The 19,999-nt window shown below is 47.6% G+C and carries 17 protein-coding genes; 16 read left to right on the plus strand and 1 reads right to left on the minus strand.

Translation table 11 applies throughout. The annotated features are described in order from the left end of the window. Positions 1-20: 20 nt before the first annotated feature. The 16 genes from ACJJIW_RS03020 (at position 21) to glpQ (ending at position 19,109) form a co-directional block, all read left to right on the plus strand. The gene (locus tag ACJJIW_RS03020) at positions 21-1,319 is read left to right on the plus strand and encodes a tetratricopeptide repeat protein (RefSeq protein WP_282934281.1); all 1,299 of its coding nucleotides are present in this window, start codon (positions 21-23) and stop codon (positions 1,317-1,319) included. A 524-nt stretch (positions 1,320-1,843) separates the two neighbouring features. Beyond that, positions 1,844-2,605, plus strand: a complete 762-nt coding sequence (locus tag ACJJIW_RS03025; RefSeq protein WP_282934282.1) for a hypothetical protein — start codon at positions 1,844-1,846, stop codon at positions 2,603-2,605. 17 nt (positions 2,606-2,622) lie between these two features. Beyond that, positions 2,623-3,843 carry a hypothetical protein gene (locus tag ACJJIW_RS03030; protein ID WP_444936667.1) on the plus strand — a complete coding sequence of 407 codons (1,221 nt, stop codon included), beginning with the start codon at positions 2,623-2,625 and terminating at the stop codon, positions 3,841-3,843. A gap of 102 nt (positions 3,844-3,945) precedes the next feature. Next, positions 3,946-5,502, plus strand: coding sequence for a tetratricopeptide repeat protein (locus ACJJIW_RS03035; RefSeq protein ID WP_444936668.1), 1,557 nt, complete (start codon positions 3,946-3,948; stop codon positions 5,500-5,502). A gap of 273 nt (positions 5,503-5,775) precedes the next feature. Continuing rightward, positions 5,776-7,866, plus strand: coding sequence for a PEGA domain-containing protein (locus ACJJIW_RS03040; protein ID WP_444936669.1), 2,091 nt, complete (start codon positions 5,776-5,778; stop codon positions 7,864-7,866). A 9-nt stretch (positions 7,867-7,875) separates the two neighbouring features. Next, on the plus strand, positions 7,876-8,085 hold the full coding sequence (locus ACJJIW_RS03045; RefSeq protein ID WP_444936670.1) for a hypothetical protein: 210 nt from the start codon (positions 7,876-7,878) through the stop codon (positions 8,083-8,085). Between the two features lie 24 nt (positions 8,086-8,109). Continuing rightward, positions 8,110-8,904, plus strand: coding sequence for a MotA/TolQ/ExbB proton channel family protein (locus ACJJIW_RS03050; RefSeq protein ID WP_282934287.1), 795 nt, complete (start codon positions 8,110-8,112; stop codon positions 8,902-8,904). A 38-nt stretch (positions 8,905-8,942) separates the two neighbouring features. Next, on the plus strand, positions 8,943-10,247 hold the full coding sequence (locus tag ACJJIW_RS03055; RefSeq protein WP_444936671.1) for a hypothetical protein: 1,305 nt from the start codon (positions 8,943-8,945) through the stop codon (positions 10,245-10,247). Further along, positions 10,237-11,319 (plus strand): vWA domain-containing protein, encoded by a 1,083-nt coding sequence (locus ACJJIW_RS03060; RefSeq protein ID WP_444934872.1) that lies wholly within the window; start codon positions 10,237-10,239, stop codon positions 11,317-11,319. Before ACJJIW_RS03055 ends, ACJJIW_RS03060 begins: the two co-directional genes overlap by 11 nt. Next, on the plus strand, positions 11,316-12,320 hold the full coding sequence (locus ACJJIW_RS03065; protein ID WP_413664370.1) for a VWA domain-containing protein: 1,005 nt from the start codon (positions 11,316-11,318) through the stop codon (positions 12,318-12,320). The genes ACJJIW_RS03060 and ACJJIW_RS03065 overlap by 4 nt, the downstream gene beginning before the upstream one ends. Before the next feature lie 23 nt (positions 12,321-12,343). Further along, the gene (locus tag ACJJIW_RS03070) at positions 12,344-13,006 is read left to right on the plus strand and encodes a hypothetical protein (protein WP_282934292.1); all 663 of its coding nucleotides are present in this window, start codon (positions 12,344-12,346) and stop codon (positions 13,004-13,006) included. A gap of 12 nt (positions 13,007-13,018) precedes the next feature. After that, entirely contained in the window at positions 13,019-13,681 is a 663-nt protein-coding gene (locus ACJJIW_RS03075; protein WP_444936672.1) for a hypothetical protein, read from the plus strand. A gap of 30 nt (positions 13,682-13,711) precedes the next feature. Next, on the plus strand, positions 13,712-15,175 hold the full coding sequence (locus ACJJIW_RS03080; RefSeq protein ID WP_282934294.1) for a M48 family metalloprotease: 1,464 nt from the start codon (positions 13,712-13,714) through the stop codon (positions 15,173-15,175). A gap of 100 nt (positions 15,176-15,275) precedes the next feature. After that, positions 15,276-16,907 (plus strand): long-chain fatty acid--CoA ligase, encoded by a 1,632-nt coding sequence (locus tag ACJJIW_RS03085; protein WP_444936673.1) that lies wholly within the window; start codon positions 15,276-15,278, stop codon positions 16,905-16,907. 529 nt (positions 16,908-17,436) lie between these two features. Continuing rightward, entirely contained in the window at positions 17,437-17,856 is a 420-nt protein-coding gene (locus tag ACJJIW_RS03090) for a hypothetical protein (protein WP_444936674.1), read from the plus strand. A gap of 164 nt (positions 17,857-18,020) precedes the next feature. Beyond that, a complete protein-coding gene (gene glpQ / locus ACJJIW_RS03095) occupies positions 18,021-19,109 on the plus strand; it encodes a glycerophosphodiester phosphodiesterase (protein ID WP_282934297.1) in 1,089 nt (362 codons plus the stop codon). Between the two features lie 43 nt (positions 19,110-19,152). Here glpQ and ACJJIW_RS03100 read toward each other — a convergent pair whose 3' ends face one another. After that, positions 19,153-19,932: an enoyl-CoA hydratase gene (locus tag ACJJIW_RS03100; protein ID WP_282934298.1), complete on the minus strand. Its 780-nt coding sequence runs from the start codon at positions 19,930-19,932 to the stop codon at positions 19,153-19,155. Positions 19,933-19,999 lie beyond the last annotated feature (67 nt).

The raw sequence follows: 19,999 nt of genomic DNA on the forward strand, positions 1-19,999 counted from the left end.
GAAACGGAAGTGGTTCAATCGTGACACAGATAGATACCAGCAATTCCTTTGCTATCGGCTTGATGTTTACAGCCACAGCACTGCTGTGTAATGGCGCCCTGGCCGACGATGGCGCACCTGTGGCAGTCCAAACTAATGCACCTCCAAAAGCCTTTATTGAAGCCGCCTCGAAACCACTCAAGAAAACCCCTCGACAGCTAAGGCCCTCCGAGGCTGTCGAAAATTATCGTGAACGTATAGAGGAGCTCGAAGCCCAATATGGTGCTTATGGCGCCGGTATTGATGAACAGCTTTTGGGGCTAGCCACCGCATTACAGAAAGCTGGCGATCATGAGCAGGCTGTCACTGAATTTCGTCGTGCAATGCTGATTAGCAGAGTCAATGAGGGGCTCTATTCCCTAAGTCAAATCCCTATGATCAAGCGCTTGATCGAGAGCCAAATAGCGCTCAACCAATGGGAAGAAGCCAATGACAATCAGCAATACCTTTACTGGCTCTATCAGAAGAATTACGGAGAGAAAGATCCTCGGATGTTGCCAGTAATCAACAACCTGAGCCGGTGGCATTTACAGGCATATGTGGAGGAAAAAGGAGACACTCTATTTGAGCACCTAATTAGTGCAACCAACCTTTACAGCTTGGCTGTTGATATCATTACGAAAAATTTTGGTTCTGCCGACTTGCGTCTTGTGGATGCCCTGCGCGGATTAAAAGCTACTAATTATTATCTCGCTACCTACAAGGGCGAGCCCAATTCACCGGTATTTGTAAACGCCAGTTTTGGTGGCAGTAGCTCTGACTCACACCAGAGGACCAAACTAGACCACTATCGGATGAAAAGTTTTAAAACCGGAAAAAAAGCCATTACTCGCATCGTAGATGTTTACCAGAGAAATCCCAAGTCGCCACCGGCTGCCTCTGCAAAAGCCAAAGTTGAATTAGGCGACTGGTATATGATGTTTAACAAGTGGCACTCTGCACGTCAAACCTATGGAGAAGCTTATAAAGCACTTTGGGATAATGGTGCTTCTAACGAAGAAATAGAAGATATTTTTGGAAAACCCGTAGCTCTACCCTCGCTTCCCGTACTGGAATCGGACAGCAAAACTCTAGCTAACTCACGAATTACGGTCTCCTATGATGTCACCGCTTTTGGCAAAGCAAGAAATATAAAAATATTGAGGGCTTACCCATCCGATAAAGTAAAAATTCGATCAAAAGTTAAAAATATTCTAAAACGCGCCAAGTTCAGACCACGCTTTGAAGATGGAGAGGCGGTGGAAACTCAAGGAATTGTACAGCGCTTTATATTTGACTGAGATACTTATCACCACTCACACAAGCTCGGCCTGGATCCTACGCAAATAGTCAAATAACAACTATTTTTAAAGTTCCACGTCGAGCATTTGCTAAAGCCGGAAAGACGTCCATCGTGTCTCGTCCGGCCACACCGGCAAACAGTCTAGGAGAGAAAGAGATGACACCTCAAGCTGCGGTAGAAAATTTTCACCGCCATAGCTGTTTGTCGAAAGTACTGACATCTATTACCTTGGCGGTCGTTTTGACCAGTGGATGTAAGAGTCAGCAAACTCAGTCGCAGCCACCGGCGATGCCATCCCCTCCATCCTCCAGCTCGTCTTCCAGTTCTACATCGCAGTCGAACAATAGCAGTAGCTCGCAAAGCTCAAGCCAGTCTACGGCGTCGAGCAATGGACAGCCTAGCAGCAGCTCCTCAAGTCAGCCCAGTGCGAATATGCCAACGGCAAGATCAGAGCAGAGCCAATCCACTAGTAGCGGCAGTAGTGGGTCAGAGTCGAGGGATCAGAGTTCACCAGGCGACCAAATGCCAAACCCAGATGGCTCAAATGATCCATCGTCACCAATATATTCCGACCCAGAACAAACCAGTCAAACTCAGGAAAAACCTTCTGACCCTTCATCCGGGGAAGACGGAACTCCGCCCGAGGAAATTGACTTTTCAGAGGAAGAGCAATCATCTTCATCTTCATCTTCATCTTCCAGTAGCAGCTCTGCAGCTGACGGCGCTACTGCAAGTAATTCAAACTCTGGGCAGCCTGGTGGTGGCTCACCACGCTCCGGTAGCGCTCCCAATGAAGCTCCCTCTTCATCGGCAGATCGCGTTGCCGAACTTGAGGGCCAATTTGAATCCACTATGGTCAGCTATGACGGCATGATTTTGCGGGAGCGTGACTTTGTAAGAAACAGACCGGGATCAGCCTCTACAGAAAATGAAGAGGAAGCGATGGATGAAGCTCCTCCGTCAGGAGAATCTCTGGAAGACTTAATTCAATCTGCAGAGGCTGAAATTCCACCAGCGCCCAATGTGGGCCCTACCTCAGGTAAGGGACCAAAAAATAATAACTCCAGTGGCCAAATTACTGGCCCCGGCCTACCTGCCTCAGGTCGTAAAGGTGATTTTGACCACACAGGTTCACAAACTGTTGTCCCTGCCGATATACCCAGTGGTACTGATGATGACGTCGTGGCCCGGCAAATTCGTGAAGCCGCTACACGCGAAACCGATCCCGAATTGCGCGAGAAACTATGGGAAGAGTATCGCAAGTATAAAAGTGCAACGCAGTAGCCTTGGAGAACACCGATATGTCGACCAACCAAAGCACCCGACCGGTAAAATATCAACTCTTCACAAGGGCCATAGCATTTTTACTGACCCTTGTTTTAATCAATGGATGTACCACTACAGAAGTTAGAACCACCGCATTTACTCCCCTGACGATTGAAGATAACAATGTTCCGGAAGAGAGGCTTCTGGATGTCGGCGTCATCCAATTCAATCCGGGGCTCGACGTAGCACAAGCTGATGAAGATGAGCTTGTTTTCCCCGAACTACGCCAAGCAGAATCCCGTTATATGGCTGTAACTCTTGCCGATTCATTACAGTCCAGCCTGGGGTGGGGAGCTGTAAGGGTTATTCCATCGAGCCGCACCAATATTGATGTGACCGTATCCGGGCGTATTTTGCAATCTGATGGAGAAAAGCTGACGGTGGAAATCACCGTATCCGATTCCCGGGGGCAGTTGTGGTTTACCAAGCAGTATTCAGAGAACGCATCCCACTATGCCTACGACCGAAAGCACCCTACTGAAGGAGATGCTTTTCAGGGAATCTATAACCGTATTGCTAACGATATGCTGAATTACCGACAAAAGCTTTCAAATCAGCAAATCGTAGAGCTGCGCACAATTTCTGAGATGCGGTTTGCACGGGATTTTTCTCCCCAGGCATTCAATCGCTATTTAACTCAAAGCGCTGAGGGTGTCTATTTTTTAAGTGCTTTACCCGCAGAGAATGACCCCATGTTACAGAGGGTAAGAAAAATACGGGAAAGAGATTATCTGTTTGTCGACACTCTGCAGGAGTACTACGGCACCTTCGCCAAAAGTATGGAAGTTCCCTATCAGGAGTGGCGAGCCCGCAGCTATGAAGAAGTAAGGGAGATGCGAGAGTTAAAGCGCAAAGCCCGCAATCACACAATTATGGGGGCAGCAGCCATTATTGGAGGTATCGCTGCTGCTGGCGCTGGCACTGGAAGCGCCCAGGCAGCTGGGCAGGTTGGAATCGGTGCCGGGGGCTATCTTGTTAAAAGTGCATTTGACCGAAAATCCGATGCCAAGATGCATTTGGAAGCTCTGCAAGAATTAGGAGACTCCATCGAGGCAGAGGTAGAACCGCAAATTGTTGAGCTGGAAGATCGCACTATTACCCTCACAGGTACTGTTGAAAATCAGTATCGGCAATGGCGGGAAATTCTCAAGGAAATCTATGAAGCCGAAACTGGCGCAGTCAGTAACAGCATTTAAATTACGTTAGAGGTACCCAAAAAGCACGCTAATCAATGTGATTAGTTATTACTGAATACCCAACATCTTCACTGGGTCATTGAATAACACGGCGGAATCACTATGCAGCACCGCGATAATTCCAAGGAAGATACAGTTCATATAGAGCCCGCAGAATTCACATTCGGCGGAGAGGAAAGCTCTAAATCCCCTAAGTCAACGACTGCCAACACTATTCATCAACGGGAGCAAAGGTCCTACTGGCCCGCCGTTCTTGGAGTAATAATGGTAAGCGCACTGGTCGGTGTATTTTGGGGGCTTCCTCAGGTTGTAAAACCACCAAAGCGTTCAGCCGATACAATTGTCTCCGCACAGCCTGGAAACAGCGCAGCTGTGGAGAGCAACCAAAAATCTCCCTATAGCGATGCAGAAATAATGCAGCAGCGCAGGGAGGTTCAAAAGGTTCTCCAGGAAATTCTTGAAATCAAAGAAGAGCTCAAAGATCGAAAGGTAGAAGTATGGGCTTTTGAAGAATTCTATTCTGCTGAAGACTTGGCTCTAAAAGCTGATGAAATTTATCGCAAACGCAATTTTATGGCAGCGCTCGAAAAATACCGGGAATCACTCCAGGCATTAGAGTACCTGAAAGATAGTATTCCCGAGCGCATTGAAACGCATATTAGTGAAGGTAATCGAGCTCTGAGTCAGGGGGATAAGGATTCCGCCAGCGATGCTTTCAAGATGGTATTAACCATATCCAATAACCATCCCAGAGGCCTTAAGGGTATTGAGCGAGCCGACAAACTCCCCCTCGCTTGGTGGCACTTAACTCAAGGAACAAAGGCATTTAAACAGGCAAAATTGGACTTAGCTCAGGAACAGCTCAAGAAATCTCTCGCGATCGACTCAGAAACATCCGATGCTCAGGATCTATTGGCAAAGGTTGAGGGTGCAATTACAGAAAGGGATTATCAAAGCGCGATGTCATCTGGCTACGGTGCAATTGCCGAAGAAAAATTTGAATCGGCAAAATCCTATTTTCATCGGGCAAAAAACTTAAAGCCAACAGCAAAAGCCCCCGATATCGGCTTAGCACAAGCACAAAATGAAGCTGACAGAGTACAGATAGAAAAACTCCTCCAACAAGCCCGCATGGAAGAAACCAAGGAAGAATGGCACAGAGCCCTAAAGAGCTATACAGACCTGGTCAAGAAGGACTCTAGCCTGGTGGACGCAATAACAGGCAAGGCTAGAGCTGCTGCCAGAGCAAAGCTGGATGACCAGTTAAAAGACTTAATTCAAGATCCATTAACCCTTGGCGAAGGTAAAAGGAACTATTTTGCCCGACAAGTACTAACAGACGCTCGCAAACTCAATGCTAAAACCCCAAGGCTACAAAGACAAATTGAAGATCTTGAAAATGCCCTGACACAAGCCCTGATCCCCTTACCGGTTAAATTCAAGTCGGATCGAACCACCAGTGTCACCATTTACCATGTAGGGAAATTAGGTAATTTTGACCAAAGGGAAATCGCGCTGAAACCTGGGCGCTATATCGCCATTGGTACCAGAGAAGGTTACCGAGACGTTCGCCAAGAGTTTGTTGTAAAACCAGGTAAGACCACAACGGAAGTTGTTATCCAATGTGCCGAAAGGATAAATGGTGCCAATAATAGTTAAATGAGAGAACCCAGACAGCAGCATAAACTCTAAAAATAAGATTTTCCGTAATGAGCTGCGATGACAACAGACACCTCGTTGAGCTGAGCGAAACGAGGTGTTCTGTGACAAACACCCTATAAATCCCCATGCAGATTACGCCAGCAAGCTAAGCTTTCTGCAGATAGAAAAATGTGTACCCACCTTTGGTCAGGCTGACTGAGCATAAAGCGATACGTGCCAAACCAATGCCATTGCGAAAAATCTATAAGTACCAGCAATAGGGAAACATAAATGACAGTGAAGGAAGCAGTACCTGTCCAGGATGAAAAGCCGCCAGTTCAGGAACAAAGCCTGATTGAGCCAGTTGGATTCACCCCGGTACAAATAAAATCTACCCGCGCGCGACTCTTTCTTTCTAAGCGAGCATTGATTGTCGCAGGTTGCCTTTTACTCGCTATTTTTGCACTCAGCTATCTGATTATGGCGCGGTCATTAATCTTTGATACCAACCCGGTTGATGCCCGCATCAAAGTCAGTGGGTTCGCCATCCCTCTGGGCGATGGACATTTGGTTTTACCTGGTAATTATCAATTCACGATCAGTGCTGACGGCTATTTACCCCAGAGCGGCGAAGTCGAAGTAAAACGTGACGGGCACAGTCGCCACTCCGTTTCCCTGGAAAAACTTCCAGGCCACCTACGGGTTAAAACAACGCCCCCTGTACCAGTAAAAATTCTTATTAATGGACGGGAAGTACCCAATAAAAATGGTCTTGTGGAAGCAATCAACGCAGGTCCTATGCGTGTGACTGTCCTATCAGACCGGTACTTGCCGTTCACCCGTGAAATCAATGTTGAGGGGCTAGACAATACCCACACACTGGAGGCCGCACTTCGACCGGCCTGGGCCAATATCACCGTCAGCAGCAACCCTCCCGGGGCCACAGTCACGGTTGAAGGAAAAGTTCTCGGCAGAACACCACTGACCACTGAATTAGTTCAGGGCGACAGAACCGTATCCATTTCACTGCCGGAACATAAAACTGTTGATATCCCTGTCGCTGTTACAGCCGGTGTCGATCAAACGCTAGCAACCGTCAGCCTGGGACCCGCTGATGGACTCTTACGCGTTGTTACCACCCCAGAGGGAGCGGGGGTGACAGTCAACGGAGAGTTTCGCGGTCATACTCCACTGGAACTGGAATTGGCCTCCGGCCACAGGCATAGACTTCGCTTCTTCAAGGATGGCTACGCCTCTATTGAGCACACAGTTGACCTCGGTGCTGGAACACAGCGGGACCTGAATATAAACCTAAATGCTGTGTACGGCAGGGTTCACGTCAGTAGCGTTCCTCCAGATGCGGAAGTTTACATTGATGGTCAATACGCCGGGAACAGTGGACAAACTTTCAACCTGCCAGCCCGCAGCCATAACATTGTCGTACGTAAACAGGGCTACCAGGAATTTGACACTCGTGTCATTCCCAGCACCAAACTGGAGCAAACCGTCAGAGCAGTACTGCTTACATCCGAACAAGCGCGCTGGAGAGAAACCCCATCAACTTTGCGTCACGCAGCTGGCGGCACCATGAAACTCATGCGCCCCAACGCCGTATTTACCATGGGATCATCCCGGCGAGAACAGGGGCGGCGGGCAAACGAGGTTATGCGTCAGGTATCTCTAAATCGGCCTTTCTATATTGGGACCACTGAAGTTACTAACCGGGAATATCGGCGTTTCAAGCGCCTGCATACCTCAAGCCATGTCAATGGTGTCAGTCTCGACAATGACAATCTGCCAGTTGTAAATGTCAGTTGGGTAGAGGCAGTGCTATTTTGCAATTGGCTCAGTGAAAGAGACGGCCTCACACCGGTCTATTTGACGGAAGCCGGGCGTGTGGTCGGCTTTGATGGCGCAGCCAACGGTTATCGTTTACCGACTGAAGCTGAATGGGCCTGGGTTGCACGATACGATCAAGGCACCATGAAGAAATTCCCTTGGGGAAATGAGTTACCGATAAAGAGCAATTCCGGAAACTACGCAGATACTACTGCCACAAAACTAGTTCCTGCAGTTCTTCGCACCTACAGTGATCGTTACGCAGCCACCTCACCGGTAGGTAGCTACAGTCCTAATGCTTTTGGTATTTATGACTTGGGTGGAAATGTCTCTGAATGGATTCACGATCTATACACGATAGGTACCGGGTTATCCCGACGTATCGAAGAAAACCCTGTCGGTCCAGAGGATGGGGACTTCCATGTAATCCGTGGTTCCAGTTGGCGTCATTCGGGGTTGACTGAGTTACGCCTCTCCTACCGTGATTACGGAGAATCCGCTCGTAATGATATTGGCTTTCGCCTTGCCCGCTGGGTGAATTAGGAGACTAACGTGAAATTTTTATTACTTACTTTACTGCTTCTATTTATCAACTTCGCGTACGCAGAAGATGAAAACAAGCCGGAAGAGAACCAACAAACAGCGGCAGTAATCCCCAAAAAAGAAGCACCAATAACTAGGAATAAAAGTAATTCAGATGACTATAAAGCCTCGGAAGAAATCTCCGAAGACTTATCAGTTTCCTTTCCCATAGATATATAGAAATAGCTTCTAGCGAGTATCGCCATGAAATTTAAATCATCAGATTTTGTCTTCCAGGTCTTTGCTCTTCTGGGGTCTATTATTTTGGTCCACGCGATTTATGTCGCCATTATTCGCCCTAATGCAGATGCGCTAATTGAGGAGCAACTGGCGAGAGAAGCCGCTGGGGAAACCTACGTTCAACAACGCTCTATCTACATTGTGATGCGCGACTATGAGCAAGAGGCCTGCTTTGTTCTGATGTTGTGGGCAATGGCCATTATGGGACTAAAGGCACAGAGAAGCATTCGCGAGCGAAAATTACTGGACAAAGCTCTACTTAATATCAGCGAGGGAACTCCTATTCTTCCCGAGGATACGCGTGATTTATCCCGCCCGATACAAGCCCTTCCTGAAGAGGAACGACGATATTTAGTTCCCAGGGCACTACTCACCGCCCTGCAGAGATTCGGTTCTACCAAGAATGTCGCCGCCGTTTCCAACTCTGTAAAAGAGGTTTGCGAAACTGAGGGAGACAGACTCGACTCTGAGCTGGCAATGGTTCGCTATATTACCTGGGCTATTCCATCTATCGGATTTATTGGCACGGTACGAGGTATCGGCGAAGCATTATCACAGGCGCATCGAGCTGTAGAGGGGGATATAGCTGGCGTGACGGTAAGTCTGGGGGTCGCGTTTAACTCTACCTTTATCGCCCTGGTAATTAGTATCGTCATTATGTTTTTCACTCACCAGCTACAACTCATGCAGGAGCGCCTGGTGTTGGATACACAAAGTTACTGTGACAACCGCTTACTGCGCTTTCTGAAAATCAGCTAGCGGTTTTACCTGAATAAGTCGTAGCGAGGAATAAACCCATGGGACAAGGCGTCCTGGAAATAAATGACTGCGGATTACGTGTATTTTCAAATACTAACGAAGTACTGGAAAGTCCTGGAATTGCAGTTATTGAACACAATAAAATTCATATTGGTACCTCAGCTCAAATGCGTGCCAGGAGCCACCCGACTCAGGTTAACAACCAGTTTTGGAGAAGACTGAGCCTCGAGTCGCTAAAGTCAGAAAATCAACGCTGCCGCCACCATGCCGACTTGGTCTACTGCCACCTTCAGGAAATCGCAGAGCACTGTGACCTTCCCGATGAAATTGTTCTCGCTGTTCCCGGCAATTTTACCCACGAACAACTGGCTTTACTTCTGGGGGTAATTAAAGTTAGCGATATCAATATCGTAGGAATTGTTGATGCAGCAACCGCGTGCCTGGGTAATTTGGCTCCTGCTGGAATCCAACTGCATATCGACCTACAACTCCACCAGACACTGGTAACAAAGATTGCTGTGGATAAGCAAGCCACGGTGAAAACAGTAGAAACTGTTGCCGACGCAGGACTACACAACTTCCAGGAATCCTGGGCTCGCGTATTTACCGATGCATTTATTATGCAGTGCCGATTTGATCCGCTACATTCAGCTGAATCAGAACAGCAACTCTATGATTTGATGCCCCAGTGGACTGATCGAGCGATGCGTCACGGAGAAGTTCTAGCTGAACTTGATGACCGAACAGCAAAGGTCAGCCTGCGGCAGCTTCAAGATGCAACAACCCCTCTCCTTTCTCGTATACGAGCAATGATTGAAAACCTGGAGGAAAGTCAAAGTGTGAGTTTTATCTCCCATCGCTGGGCTGATATCCCAGGGGGAATTCAATTGGCCCAACGTGTACATCTTCTCTCAAGAGACTCCATTGCACATGCCATCAATCATCGCTGGAAAGAATTGCGCAGTGATAGCAGTACATTGAAACTGATCAACTCTGTCACTGCCCTCCCCCCCAGCGAGGTCAAGGTGCATGTAGAGAAATCCTCAGAAACCGTAGCGACACATTTACTTTTTGGCCACAAGGCACTGGCCGCCCAGGAACCTCTATTCGTTTTCTGGCATGACGAGAAATTTCAAGTCACCCCAACACCACCGGAGCACCCTGCCGCAACAGTCACAAATCATGCCGGCAGACTTGCTTTGCGGGTGGATGCTGGAATTCAGCTCACACTCAATGGAAAAGAGATTGAGTCACCCGTTAATCTCAACGCCGGCGATACAATTGGAGTTGCAGATTATCAAGATGTGATAACTGCGATTAGCGTGGAGCGATATGGGGCGTAAAAAGCGTCGTTTTTCCACATTTAGCCTATCCTTTCTCGACATCATGTCCTGTGGTTTTGGGGCTGTAGCATTAATTTTTCTTATTATCAAGCACGGCTCCGATCACCAAGTTGAAGTGGAGACCGAAGACCTCACTGCCGAGGTAAACCTTCTGGAAGAGGAGGTGGAATTTGGACAGGAGCACTTAGTTCAAGCCAGAAATACTCTGGATGTCGTTAGTGATGAACTGGTTGAGGCTCAAGGGCTTGCCAGGCGCATTTTGGAGCAAATAAAGGAAACCAAAGGTAACATCGCTGAAATAGACAGTATCGATGAAGAAGAGGATATCAAGAGGCTACAAGATAAACTCAAAAAACTGGAGCAGGCGAAAAAGAACCTTGAGGAAGAAAATAAAAAGCTGGGAAATAATGTTCGCAAATTTGTCGGTGATGGAGACCGTCAATACCTCACCGGCCTGCGCCTAGGCGGTAATCGCATCCTGATACTATTGGATTCATCGGCGTCTATGCTCGGCGACGAGCTTATTAAAATAATACGCGCCCGTAACATGTCTTCACCGGTAAAACGCAAAACTGAAAAATGGCGCAGGGCCGTCAGCACAGTCTCCTGGCTTACTGCTCAGTTTCCCAGGGATAGCCAATACCAGATCTATACTTTTAATACCTCTTTTCGTGCCGCAATCGCCGGTACAGAAGATCGCTGGCTCAATGTGGATGACCGCGACCAGTTGGACCAGGCTATCAAGGGACTAGATGAAGTAGTGCCGGAAAATGGTACCAGTCTAGAGAGAGTATTTAACGCTATTAACGCTATGACGCCACTGCCCGACAACATTATTCTCATTACCGATGGGTTACCGACCCAAGGGATGAGTGCGCCCAGAAAACCCACTATTTCGGGTAGAGACAGGCGCAGTCTATTCAAGCGCGCGGTCAAAGTGCTCCCCAAGAATATCCCCATCAATGTCATTCTTGCCCCCATGGAGGGGGACCCATTTGCGGCTAGTGAATTTTGGAAGCTGGCGATGCAAAGCAAAGGCTCTTTCCTTGCACCTTCGAGGGACTGGCCATGATAGGAGCACAAAAAAAGCGTCGCCAGGAGGAGTTCAGCATTTCCTTCCTGGATGTTATCTGCTGCGGATTTGGCGCAATTGTTTTGCTGCTGATGATCGCCAAGACTGCAGAACCGATTGTATTAGAGGAAGCTGAAGTAGACCTCGAAGGGCAGGTATTGGAACTACAGCAACAGCTGGCAGAAATCCGTGGTGAGACCACAGTTATCAACCGGGATCTAAATTCAAAGCGAGAACAAATCGATATCGAGCGCAAGAGAATTGCCAACCTGCGCGGTGAGTTAGAAGCACTTCAAGCGGAATTTGCCAGTAAAACCGAAGGGCAAAGTGAGGATGGCAAACTCAAAGGTGAGCTGACCATTGCACTACAATCCATCACTGATGAAATGCGTCGCCTACTGGGCGAGAACTACCAGCGTAAAAACAATGTTATTGGCGGAATCCCTGTCGACAGCGAATACATTCTCTTCATTATCGACACCTCCGGCAGTATGTTTAATTACGGCTGGGACCGAATGATGGCGGAGATGGTCAATACTCTAGACCTTTATCCCAATGTTAAAGGTATCCAGGTCATGAATGATATGGGGGACTATATGTTCTTCAATTATCGAAACAAGTGGATACCTGATACCCCAGGGCGCCGCCAAGCGATATTAAAGCGGTTGAAGTCCTGGAATCCTTTTAGTAACTCCAGCCCTGTTGAAGGTATCCAGAAAGCCGTCCGCAGCTTTTATGATCCCAGTAAGAAAATCAGTATTTATGTGCTTGGCGATGAATTCACCGGAAAATCAATCCGCAGGGTTATGTTAGCTGTCGAACGGGTAAATGCTAAGCACGGTGAGGGAAAACGAAATATCAGAATCCATGCAGTAGGATTCCCCGTACAGTTCTCTCGCCCTCCACACCTACAAACCACAGGACTGCGCTTTGCGGCCCTTATGCGCGAACTCACCTATCGAAATGGCGGCACTTTCGTGGGGTTGAATGACTTTCGCTAGTTAAATGATTCAAGGAGGAACATATGAGGTATAGGTCGACTTCCTTTGGACACCTAAAGGTACTTATTCTTGTAAGTTTCTTCCTGGGTGCTTGCAGTCATACAGTACAGGTGGATGGCAATTACCCAGCCCCAATAGGCGATCAATTGCCAATAACAGTAGGCTTCTACCTCAGTGAGGACTTTAAAAGTTTCACTTATAAAGAAGACAGTGAAGATCGTGAAGAATGGAATATAAGCACAGGCAGAGCACAAAAAAATCTGTTTGAAACAGTATTGGGTTCCATGTTTACCGATACCGTATCTCTATCCAGTTATCCACAAGAAGTCCCCGCCAATGTCGAACTGGTGATAGTTCCAGAAGTGCGAGAGCTGCAGTTCACAATGCCCAGGGAGACAAGGGTCAATATTTTTGAGGTATGGATTAAATACAACATGACCGCATTTGACCCCAGTGGCGGACAGGTTGCCAACTGGGTAATAACCGCTTACGGAAAAACCCCTACCGCATTTTTACAATCCCAGGAACAGGCATTAACTCAGGCGATAAATATCGCCCTGCGCGATGCCGGAGCAAATCTCTATACCGGGTTTGGGAAAGTTCCTGAACTACAGGCCTTTCTCTCTGGGAAACGCCGATCGCTATCACTGAGAGAAATCAAGGTGAAAGCCAAAAAGGCTGAATAAGAGGAGTAAATCGTGTTCAAGCCAATTCTAGTTGCAGCGATAATCTTTATTAGCGGTTGTACCACTGTCGTAATTGATGAGTATCGACGCTCCGATGGTGAGCTTGCCGAAGGAGATTCCGTCGTCATCCTGGGCCGCCGTCACTCCAGTGAATATGAAACAGAGCCTGATTTAATTGCCTGTGTTGGTAGAGAACTACACAACCCTGAGTTAGGTGTAAACATTATTCCAGAGCAAGACTTTGTCGATCTTATGTACCCCTGGTTTGAACCCAGGACAGCACCTATGCATGTTCGCTCCCTAGATCGCCTGATGGAAAATGAAAGTGTGCGTGAGCGAATGGAAAACTATGGAGTGAAGTACATCGTCTGGATTGATGGTTCAACAGAGACCACAGCCAGTGCCGGCTCTATCAGCTGTACCATCAGTACCGGCGGTGCAGGGTGCTTTGGCTTTGGGACCTGGGATAAAGAATCTGACTACGAAGCGGCAGTATGGGATTTCAGGGACCGCGAACTATCTGGGAAACTTAGTGCAGATGCCAAAGGAACCTCCTATATGCCCGCGATCGTGGTTCCAATACCACTAATCGCCAGGGTCCAGAATAATGCCTGTAAAGGAATGGCGCTGCAGCTCCAACAATTCTTGATGCCAGCAGTAACACCCAGTTCATAAAAATTAAGACGCTACAGGAGGCCAGGGGTAATGAAATTTATCGAGCGTGCTTTTGCCAGCGCTATCCTAATACTCAGTGCAGGCTGTGCATTTAACCCTGCCACCAATAAGCCTGACCTGGTTCTAATGTCAGAGGACAAGGAGATCTCCATCGGTAAGGAGATGCATGAAAAGCTGATAGAGAGCACTCCGATCTATAAAGACCCAGTCCTAACCGCTTATGTCAATCATGTCGGGCAAAAAGTTGCCGCCGCCAGCGACAGACCGGATATCAAGTACCAATTTACGATCATCGACAGCCAGGATATCAACGCATTTGCCCTTCCCGGTGGGTATATCTACATCAACCGAGGCCTTCTAACTTACCTGCACTCAGAAGCTGAAATGGCCGCTGTACTAGCTCATGAGATTGGCCATATCACCGCCCGCCATGCGGTAAGGCAAAAAACAGCTGCGACCGGAGCCAGTGTTGTATCAGTATTGTCAGTTTTGGTTACCGGCAGTGGTGTAGTTGGGGATGTTGCAAACTTATATAGCACCGCTGCTGTGAAGGGCTACGGCCGCGAGATGGAACTGGAAGCGGATCGCTTCGGCGCCCAGTATATGTTCAACGCTGGTTATGACCCCCAGGCCATGATCAATGTTATTGGGCTATTAAAGGATCAGGAGACATTTGCCCGGCGCCGTGCCCGTATTGAGGGCAAGAAACCGCAAACTTACCATGGTGTTTTTGCATCTCACCCGAGAAATGACCTTCGCCTACAGGAAGTTGTAAACGCTGCGGGCCAGCTTCCCGAAGATAACAAAGAAACCAAAGTAGAATACTATCGGGAAAAAACAGATGGCCTTGTATATGGACAAAACACACAGCAGTCCACTAAAAATCGCTACAATCACAAGCGGCTGGGTTTCTCCCTTTTATTTCCCGATGGCTGGTTGGTAGAAAATCAACGTTCAGCCATTGTCGGCTCTGCACCTGATAAAAGTGCACAAATTACCATTACAGTGACCCAACGCGATGGCAACCAGCCCGCTGATATGGCTCTGCGCTCAGAGTTCGATCTACGACAACTGGAAAAAGGGGAGAAACTCAATCAATATCGACTTGAAGGTCATACCGGAAAAATTCCACCGCTTGAAAAAGAGGATGCAGATCCAGACAGAATTGCGGTAATTTTTTATGGTAGCAGACAATTTGTACTGCAGGGGAAAGTCACAAATGATGAAGACTCAGATCCAGAAGCTATTGATAAATATGACAATTTATTCCTGACCAGCATTAGAAGCTTCAGGCCGCTACGACAAACTGACATTGTAGAAGAGAAGGACATCAAACGCTTGCGCTACGTCCAGGCCAATGAAAAAACTACCTTTGCCTCCCTGGCAAAACATATGGAAATCGGCGAATATGCAGAGGAGCAATTACGCCTGTTAAATGGTTATTATCCCCGAGGAGAACCCAAGCCCGGAGAATGGATAAAGATCGTTCAATAATTTTATAAGAATCAGCCCCTAATCCTTTTTCTATCACCCTCCAAAATTTTGGAGGGTTAGTGTCTATCTGAAAATAAAAGATAATAATAAGGAGTAAGTGATGAACGGCATGATGATGCAATCCCAGCTCATCCTCACCGGTATTATGAAGCATGCTCTAAGCAACTCACCGGATAGTGAGATTGTTTCAGTTACCTTGGATAACCCCGATTTTCGTTATAGCTATCAACAAGCTTTTGAGCGAGTCTCGCAATTGGCAAATGCACTACAAAAGCTTGGAGCCAATGATGGAGATCGAATTGGTACTCTTGCCTGGAACGATCACCGACATTTTGAACTCTACTACGCAACTTCTTGCAGCGGGCTCGTTTGTCATACCATTAACCCCCGACTTTTCCCTGAGCAAATATCTTACATTATTGAGCATGCCGCAGATCGATGGCTGTTTATTGATCCGCTATTTATGCCCCTAATCGAATCCCTGGCAGAATATCTAGATTCGATTGAAGGCATCATTGTGCTAACTGATAAAGCACATATGCCCACCACAAGCCTGAGCAATGTTTACTGCTATGAAACATTGATTGCAGCAGAGCCCACTGAATTTCACTGGCCTGAATTAGAGGAAGAGAGTGCAGCAGCTCTCTGTTATACATCAGGCACAACAGGTAATCCCAAAGGGGTTCTTTATTCCCATCGCTCTCTGATGCTGCATACCTACGGCGTATTGATGCCAGATTTTTTTGCGATTAGAAGGGACGAAGCCATACTGCCTGTTGTCCCCATGTTTCACGTCAACGCCTGGTCAATACCCTATGCGGCACCGGCTGTTGGAGCAAAACTCGTGTTACCTGGCCCCAAAATGGGGTGTGGAAAAACACTCAGTCAATTAATTCAAAAGGAAGCCGTTACTATCGCTGCCGGCGTTCCAACTGTTTGGCTCGCCCTGCTCAAGTACCTGCGGGAAAGTGAAGAGACCCTACCCAGCTTGAATCGAGTAGTCGTGGGTGGATCGGCTTGCCCCTGGAGTATTATGGATGAATTCGAGCAAAAGCATGGGGTATATACCCATCACGCCTGGGGCATGACTGAAATGAGCCCACTGGGAACCTACAATGCCCGCATACCTGAGAACCTCTCTAAAGACGAAGCAAAGACCCTCAGGCTTAAGCAGGGCCGAGCGGGCTTTGGGGTCGAGATGCGTATTGTAGACCCAGAGGGAAATACCTTGGCACAAGACGGGCTGGCTTTTGGAGCCCTACAAGTGCGTGGTCCCTGGGTCTGTGAGCGCTACTATCAATCCAAAGAGTCAGCACTTACCGAAGACCGCTGGTTTGATACTGGTGACGTTGCCACGATCGATGCTGACGGCTACCTGACAATCACTGATCGTACTAAGGATGTTATAAAGTCCGGTGGCGAGTGGATTTCCTCTATTGAGCTGGAGAATTTTGCTATGACACAGGCGGGAGTAGCCGAAGCCGCTGTTATTGGGGTTGCCCATGAAAAGTGGGCTGAGCGACCTCTCCTGATCATTGTTCCCGCTGAAGGCAAAACACTAAAAACTAAGGAGATTCTGGCATCCTTTAAAGGGCATTTTGCCAACTGGTGGATTCCCGATGACTGTGTCATTGCCAAGGAAATCCCCCATACGGCTACAGGCAAAGTCAGCAAAAAAGACCTTCGAGAAATCTATGCCGACTATCTATGGTCTCACGAAGCCACTGTGTGAAGGGGATTAAGACGCTTTTGGCAGGCATCATCGCGGCATAGCAAAGCGTTGCACTGTAATAACGCAATTTTACCTGCCTCAAGTCTTGATTAAATTTTGACGGCGCTGAAATAGCGCCGTTTTAGAATGCTTAACTTCCTGTTAATACCTAAACCAGCGGTCCAAGACGATACACCAATTTATAATCAAGCCCTGTATAGAGTGCTACTCCTTACCCTCTATTTCACCGGTTCCTCTGTAGGCGACAATCTTTGCTTGCTGACTATTAACCCTTATCGATTCATGGTTTCCGGGCTGACTGGATATCGGTTTATCTTCTATTGACTTACCAAGGCGTACTAGCCATCCAGAATTGTCTAGAATTATCTTGAGTAGAAGTATCTGACTGTGGATATTCTGGAATATCTCAGTCCATATGAGAGGGAATAGGAAATTTACACTTCCTTGCGTTGGATGGCACTGGCTTACAATCTAGTCATTATCATACTCCTCACAGCAACGGCATTTACTCATTAACGAGGAAGTCACAATGAAGAAATTATTCAGTTTGGTAATCGCTGCAATAATTGCCATTTCTGCAAATACCCTAGTTTGGGCAGATAATGACCATGCCGCACAACTTGCGGAGCGTTTAGAGGCAACGAAAGCCAAGCTTAACCTCTCTGATGAGCAGGTAGGAAAAGTAAAGCCAATCCTGGAATCAGCCAATGAACAACGCCGCCAAGTGCTTGCAAAATACGGCGTTAACATAGAAAGTCCCTCTGGCGCGATCCAAAAGATGAGCTTTCGCGAGAAGCGCCAGTTAGGCAAAGAAATGGCCGCTATCAGAAAATCTACACTCAGTGAAATATCTACCGTACTGACGGATCAACAATTATCAGAGTTCAAAAAACTTCAAAAAGAAAATCGAGAAGCCTTCAAAGCTAAGCTTCAAGAGAGACAAAATTAGAATTACCTGGGTTCATAATGCCTATAAGATAGAGGAAACCGTGCTGAATAGCTCTACGCTCGCTCTGCGAAAGCCTCACCCAGCGAGGCTTTCGTATTCAGTTATATCCCTGTCATATTTCTCTGCTAGAAAGTGCCCCACAATTCATCACGGGCCTTTATCACATGTTAAAAAACATTCTATCAGTAGTGTTGATTGGCTTTTCTATAGCCGCAACACTAACCTGCGCGGACAACTTTGATCAGAGAAATAAACAAACTATTGTGGTAGCTCATAGAGGTGCCTCAGCCTACCTACCTGAACACACCCTCGAATCCAAAGCGCTGGCTTACGGTATGCGTCCAGACTATATCGAGCAAGATTTGGTACTCAGCAAAGATGATCACTTGATCGTAATGCACGATATTTATCTAGATAGCGTAACTAATGTCGCCAACGTTTTTCCCCAGCGCGCTCGCGATGATGGTCACTTTTACACTATCGATTTTACCCTGGCCGAACTTAAACAGCTTCAGGTATCAGAGCCCTTCATAGATAGTGAGGATGGACTTCAAGCAAAATACCCTGAGAGATTTCCAATATGGAAATCTAGCTTTAAGCTGTCCACCTTTGAGGAAGAACTGGAATTGATCCAGGGGCTTAACCGATCCCTGGGCTACGATATTGGCATCTACCCGGAGATTAAAAAACCCTACTTCCATCACTGGGAAGGAAAAGATATTGCCTCTATAGCTTTGCAATCACTCAAGAAATATGGCTATACCGATCGCGATCACAAAGTTTTCTTCCAGTGCTTTGACGCAGAAGAGCTCCAGCGAATTAAATTTGAACTAATGCCCTCCATGGGGATGGATCTATCATTAGTTCAATTGATCGCCGCCACCGACTGGGGGGAAAAATTGGTCGAAGTGAATGGAGAAATTGAAAAGTACAATTATGACTGGATGCTGCAACAGGAGGGCTTGCACAAAATCGCCACCTACGCAGATGGGATTGGCCCCTGGTATCCTATGTTAATGGAAGTGACGGATGGCCAACCAAGGGCTAACAGTGTTGTCCGCCGGGCACACCGCAGACAACTAGAGGTTCACCCCTACACCTTCCGCGCCGATACAGGCAAGGTTCCCGAAGAATTTGAAAGCTTCGAGGACTTCCTGCATTTCGCTGTATATCAACTGCGCATTGACGGTCTCTTTACCGACCACCCCGACAGAGCCGTTAATTATCTTTCCCGGGGACATAGGGATCGTTAAAAATGAAATCAAAAAAAAGGCCGCATAGCGCGGCCTTTTTTACTTAATCAAACTTGGAGAAGTCCGCTGGTCTCTTCTCCATAAAGGCCATAGCAGCCTCTTTAAACTCATCAGAGGCGAGGCGCTCCTTAAAGTAACGGCCTTCCTCTTGAATAAACTCTAACCCTTTCTCTTGAGTTGCTCTGCGCAAAAGCTGCTTAGTTAAACGCAGGGCGGCCGGAGCTTTCCTCGCTAACTCAGCTGCGGCTTCACGTGCTCGAACTATGGCCTGTTCTGGCGCCACTGCGGCATTACAGATACCAATCTCAACGGCTTCCTGAGCACTAAAACGCTTGCTCAACAGTAATAGTTCAGAAGCTTTAGCATGGCCGGCGATCCTGGGCAATAAGTAGCTGGAGCCATACTCTGGACACAGCCCCAGGTCCACAAACGGCATCTGGAACATGGCGTCGTCTCCAGCAAAAGACAGGTCGCAATGCAACAGCATGGTCGTACCAATACCTACTGCGGGGCCATTAACAGCTGCAACTACCGGCTTGGGGAAGTGGTAAAGAGCACTCATAAACTGGAAAACCGGAGACTCCTCCCCTTCGGCAGAGCCGCCCAGGAAATCTGTCAGGTCGTTACCACTGGTGAATATGCCCTCAGCACCGGTAATAATCGCGACGCGAACATCCGGGTTTGTAGCTGCGCTATTCAATAACCCTGCCATCGCGGTATACATGGCCATAGTCAGGGCATTTTTGCGCCCGGGTCGATTAATCGTAATCTCGAGGATGCGGTCCTTAAGCTGAGCCTGAATTTCAGCGCATTCGCTTTGCATATTGTTCTCCGGGGTAAGAAGTAGATTGGGCTACTTCAGTAGCCTAATTATGGAACCCCAACGGAAG

It is taken from the genome of Microbulbifer maximicatervae (SeqCode) (assembly GCF_052467815.1).

Bases quoted from the DNA above. Each gene is read 5' to 3' on its own strand.
- ACJJIW_RS03035 (WP_444936668.1), top strand. From the start codon at position 3,946: ATGCAGCACCGCGATAATTCCAAGGAAGATACAGTTCATATAGAGCCC.
- ACJJIW_RS03060 (WP_444934872.1), top strand. From the start codon at position 10,237: ATGGGGCGTAAAAAGCGTCGTTTTTCCACATTTAGCCTATCCTTTCTC.
- ACJJIW_RS03040 (WP_444936669.1), top strand. From the start codon at position 5,776: ATGACAGTGAAGGAAGCAGTACCTGTCCAGGATGAAAAGCCGCCAGTT.
- ACJJIW_RS03080 (WP_282934294.1), top strand. From the start codon at position 13,712: ATGAAATTTATCGAGCGTGCTTTTGCCAGCGCTATCCTAATACTCAGT.
- ACJJIW_RS03055 (WP_444936671.1), top strand. From the start codon at position 8,943: ATGGGACAAGGCGTCCTGGAAATAAATGACTGCGGATTACGTGTATTT.
- ACJJIW_RS03030 (WP_444936667.1), top strand. From the start codon at position 2,623: ATGTCGACCAACCAAAGCACCCGACCGGTAAAATATCAACTCTTCACA.
- ACJJIW_RS03025 (WP_282934282.1), top strand. From the start codon at position 1,844: ATGCCAAACCCAGATGGCTCAAATGATCCATCGTCACCAATATATTCC.
- ACJJIW_RS03065 (WP_413664370.1), top strand. From the start codon at position 11,316: ATGATAGGAGCACAAAAAAAGCGTCGCCAGGAGGAGTTCAGCATTTCC.
- ACJJIW_RS03100 (WP_282934298.1), bottom strand. From the start codon at position 19,932: ATGCAAAGCGAATGCGCTGAAATTCAGGCTCAGCTTAAGGACCGCATC.
- ACJJIW_RS03090 (WP_444936674.1), top strand. From the start codon at position 17,437: ATGAAGAAATTATTCAGTTTGGTAATCGCTGCAATAATTGCCATTTCT.
- ACJJIW_RS03085 (WP_444936673.1), top strand. From the start codon at position 15,276: ATGAACGGCATGATGATGCAATCCCAGCTCATCCTCACCGGTATTATG.
- ACJJIW_RS03050 (WP_282934287.1), top strand. From the start codon at position 8,110: ATGAAATTTAAATCATCAGATTTTGTCTTCCAGGTCTTTGCTCTTCTG.
- ACJJIW_RS03070 (WP_282934292.1), top strand. From the start codon at position 12,344: ATGAGGTATAGGTCGACTTCCTTTGGACACCTAAAGGTACTTATTCTT.
- glpQ (WP_282934297.1), top strand. From the start codon at position 18,021: ATGTTAAAAAACATTCTATCAGTAGTGTTGATTGGCTTTTCTATAGCC.